We start from the raw sequence: 4,040 nt of genomic DNA, 5'->3' as shown, positions 1-4,040 counted from the left end.
AAAGTAAATAAGAAATGGTGGGATGAATACATAAAACCAGCATATGAAGAATTTGAAGAGGAATTTGATGATGAAGAATAATCCATGGGATAATATAAAAAAACCTTCAACAGATATAAGTATAAATGCAATTCTTGCAGATACAAAAAATAAACTAGAGTTTTATTGGGCAAAAGACACCTATGATAATCTTATATTTATGCTTCAAACAAAACAAAAAACTATTATTGAGCATAACATACCAAAAATCAATGGCATAAATATTTCATTAAGAACTATAAATAAAGATAATCAGCTAATACTAACCTTGATTAATAACTCAGACAAAGATATGTTTTATACACTATGTGTTGATTTATTACAATCTACAAAAGATCTGATGGATGAGATTCTTACTGTTAAAACAATTTTAAAAAGATTAGAAAAGTGGCAATATTTTTTAAAAAACAATAAATCAATTATTGATAAAAAACAATTACAAGGTTTAATAGGAGAACTTTACTTAATAAAAAAACATTTACTTCAAAATTTTAATGTTGCAGACACTTTAAATTTTTGGAAGGCACCATTACAATCTGTTCAAGATTTTGAAATTGATAATATGGCAGTTGAAGTTAAAACAAAATCTTCTGTAAATAGTATCACTATTTCATCTTATGAACAATTATTTACAGAACTTGATAATCTATATTTATATGTAATTACAATAAATGAATCTTCAAAAAATAAAGAAAACTCATTCAATGTTTTTGATTTAATAGAAGAAATAAGAAAATTAATTAGAGATGAAAACTTACTTCTAGTTGATAATTTCAATAGTTTATTACTTCAATATGGTTTTATAGAATTATCAGAATATGAAGATTTATACTTTAAAATCATTGCAGATGAATTCTATTTAGTTGAAGAAAGTTTTCCTAGAGTGTTAGATGTTCCAGTTGGAGTAGAAAAGTTAACATATAAAATAAATTTGGATTCTTGTAAAGAGTTTCTAATAAATAAAAATATTTTTAAGAGTTTAGGAGTAGATAATGACTGAAATAGAAGAGTTTTATGATGATTTTATTCAGCAGATATATACTTCTGCTGATGTAGGAGAAGATTTTAAAGAGAGTCAATTCTTTGAAAAATCAATGGAGTACTTACTTGATGATGGTATTGTTGAAGATTTTACATATCTTCCTTTTCAAAAAATAGGTATGAAAATTGATGGCTATGAATTTATAGAAGATAGAGCCATACTAAATCTATTTATATGTGATTTCAAAGATGATTACGAACTCAAAACATTAGTACAGTCAGAAATTGAATTAAATATAAAACGATTAACAAAATTTTTCAATCAATCAATTGAAAAAAAGTTTTATGATGATTTAGAAGAAACATCTCCAGGATATGCCATCTCATACTTTTTATATCATAATCAAACTAGATTTGAATCAATAAATATTATTTTAGTAAGTAATAAAAAGTTAAGTGATAGAGTTAAGAAATTGCCTTCAGAATCTATTTCAAACTACCAAGTATCTTACGATATATGGGAGATCAAAAGATTTTTCGACATTGAAAGTTCTAAAAATAAAAAAGAAACTCTTGAAATTGATTTTGAATCAGATTTTAATACTCTTATTCCTTCATTACCTGCACATGTTTCAACATCACCTTATCATTCATATCTATGTGTTATAAATGGAGAAGTCTTATCAAAACTATATGAAAAGTTTGGAGCTAGACTATTAGAATCTAATGTAAGAAGTTTTCTTCAGTTTAGAGCAAAAATTAATAAGGGAATTAGAAAAACAATTAATGAAAATCCTAGCATGTTCTTTGCTTATAATAATGGAATTACCGCAACAGCAGAAGATATAGAGCTTACAAATGACAATAAAATTAAAAAGTTAAAGAATCTTCAAATAGTAAATGGAGGACAAACTACAGCTTCTTTATTTAATACTATGAAAATAGATAAAGTGCCATTAACTGATATTTTTGTTCAAATGAAATTAACAATTATTAATGATGATCAAGTAAATACAGTAGTTCCTAATATTTCAAGGTTTGCCAATACTCAAAACAAAGTAAATGATGCAGATTTCTTTTCTAATGATATTTTCCATATACGTATGGAAGAAAAATCTAGAAGAATTTGGGCACCAGCAAAAGAAGGAGAACTTAAAAAGACTAAATGGTTCTATGAAAGAGCTAGAGGCCAATATTTAGAGATACAATCAAAATTAACTGATGCTAAAAAAAGAGAGTTTAAAGAAATAAACCCTAAACCACAATTATTCTCAAAAACAGATCTTGCTAAATATTTAATGGTTTGGGAAAATAAACCACATATTGTAAGTAGGGGAGCACAAAAAAACTTTATTGAATTTGGGAATATAATTGTTCCGAGATGGAATAAAAATGACAAAGAATTTAATGATATGTATTTTATGCATACAGTTGCAAAAATCATTATCTTTAAAACTTGTGACGCCATTGTTTATAAAGAACCTTGGTATGGAGGATATAAGGCTAATATAGTAGCCTATACCTTATCAACATTTTCTTACCTATTGGAAAAAGAAAAACTTAGTATTGATTTTAGTAAGATTTGGAAAGAACAAAAAGTTGATTTATTCTTTGAGAAAGAGATAAGAAATATTAGTAAATTAATAAATGATTATATAATAAATACTCCAGAAAACTTTACTAATGTTTCTGAATGGTGTAAAAAAGAGCTATGCTGGACAAAATTAAAAGATTTAATCAACCATACGAACGAAATAATATTAAGTGATACTTTTAAAAACTATATGATTACAAAAGAAGAATTGAATTACGAAAATAAAGAAGCTAAAAAAGAACAAAAAATAGATAATGAAATGGAAATGTTAAAAAAACTATATAAGTTTACACCTGAACAATGGAAAGAAATTCAAACTTGGGGATTAGAAAAAAAACAATTAACTCCAGAAGAAGTTAAATTTCTAAATTTAATCCCAAGTGGTAAATATCCATCTGATAAACAATCAAAAAGAATTATTCAAATCCTTTCAAAATTAGAAGATGAAGGACTAATAATTCCTTCTTAAAATCTATAAGATATTAAAATTAGGAGCTTAGATGTATATTGTATACCTTTACACTTTTGTTGATCATGAAAAAGTGTATATTGGATTATCAGATGATCTCAATTTTCAATTAGAATTAGAAGAGAAATACTTAGTTACTTTAGGGTTAAGTGTGTAAATAGTATTGATGTCGTTTTTTTACTAAGAATAAGATTGAAGCAGTAGATGAAAAGAAATATTGGTTAGCTAAAACAAATAATATAAATAAATCGTTTACTATTGATAATATTCCAGACGATTTTATTTCAAAGAGTTTAAAAGATAGAACTAGTATTAAGAAGAAAACTGAAGAATTAGAATCAAAATACATGTCTCTTTTTTATAAATATGAAACTCTTAAAGATAATTATAAAAATGTAGATGAACTAATTGAAAAGGCAATTTCAAATAGTATAGAAGAATGGAAAGACCAAAATCTATCTGATCTTTCTACATATAATAATTTGATTTATGATTCAGAAGGGTATGATGAATTTGGTTTGGATATTGAAGGATTTGATAGACATGGCTTCGATATTAATGGTTATAATAAAGAGGGTTATGATGATTATACCTTTAACAAGGAAGGTATTCATAAAGATGATATAAAAAAGGGGAGAAACTAAAGTTTATAAGTTAGAAAAAGTAATAGGAATTCAGAATAAAAAAAAGTATTTTAAAAATATAATTCACAAGGATTCTATTACAAAAAAAGACGAAGAGATTAAAAAACTAAAAAAATCTGTACAAAAAGCAAAAAAAATTTATAAAGAAAAAGAATCCAGAGTAATTAAAAATATTAAAAACTACAATAATAACAGTGAATATTGTAGTTTTTTGTCTTTTCTAGATGCAAAGAAATTTGTTAAAAAGCTAAGACTGGAATCAGAAGAAGATTGGATAAGATATTGTAATAATGAGATAAATGGATTTAAAGTT

General features: G+C 25.0%; 3 protein-coding genes. All 3 read left to right on the top strand.

The window, feature by feature from the left end; translation table 11 throughout:
- Window positions 1-67 precede the first annotated feature (67 nt).
- The 3 genes from ACERKK_RS11785 to ACERKK_RS11775 all read left to right on the top strand — a co-directional run bounded on the left by ACERKK_RS11785 (window position 68) and on the right by ACERKK_RS11775 (window position 3,727).
- On the top strand, window positions 68-1,039 hold the full coding sequence (locus ACERKK_RS11785; protein ID WP_373773274.1) for a PD-(D/E)XK motif protein: 972 nt from the start codon (window positions 68-70) through the stop codon (window positions 1,037-1,039).
- A complete protein-coding gene (locus ACERKK_RS11780; RefSeq protein WP_373773273.1) occupies window positions 1,032-3,083 on the top strand; it encodes an AIPR family protein in 2,052 nt (683 codons plus the stop codon). The genes ACERKK_RS11785 and ACERKK_RS11780 overlap by 8 nt, the downstream gene beginning before the upstream one ends.
- A 347-nt stretch (window positions 3,084-3,430) precedes the next feature.
- Window positions 3,431-3,727 carry a hypothetical protein gene (locus tag ACERKK_RS11775; protein ID WP_373773272.1) on the top strand — a complete coding sequence of 99 codons (297 nt, stop codon included), beginning with the start codon at window positions 3,431-3,433 and terminating at the stop codon, window positions 3,725-3,727.
- Window positions 3,728-4,040 lie beyond the last annotated feature (313 nt).

Origin of the sequence: Poseidonibacter sp. (assembly GCF_041821165.1) — a bacterium.
Classification (GTDB): domain Bacteria; phylum Campylobacterota; class Campylobacteria; order Campylobacterales; family Arcobacteraceae; genus Poseidonibacter.
The sequence above is the reverse complement of the archived record's forward strand: the minus strand, read 5'-3'. Positions and strand labels throughout refer to the sequence as shown.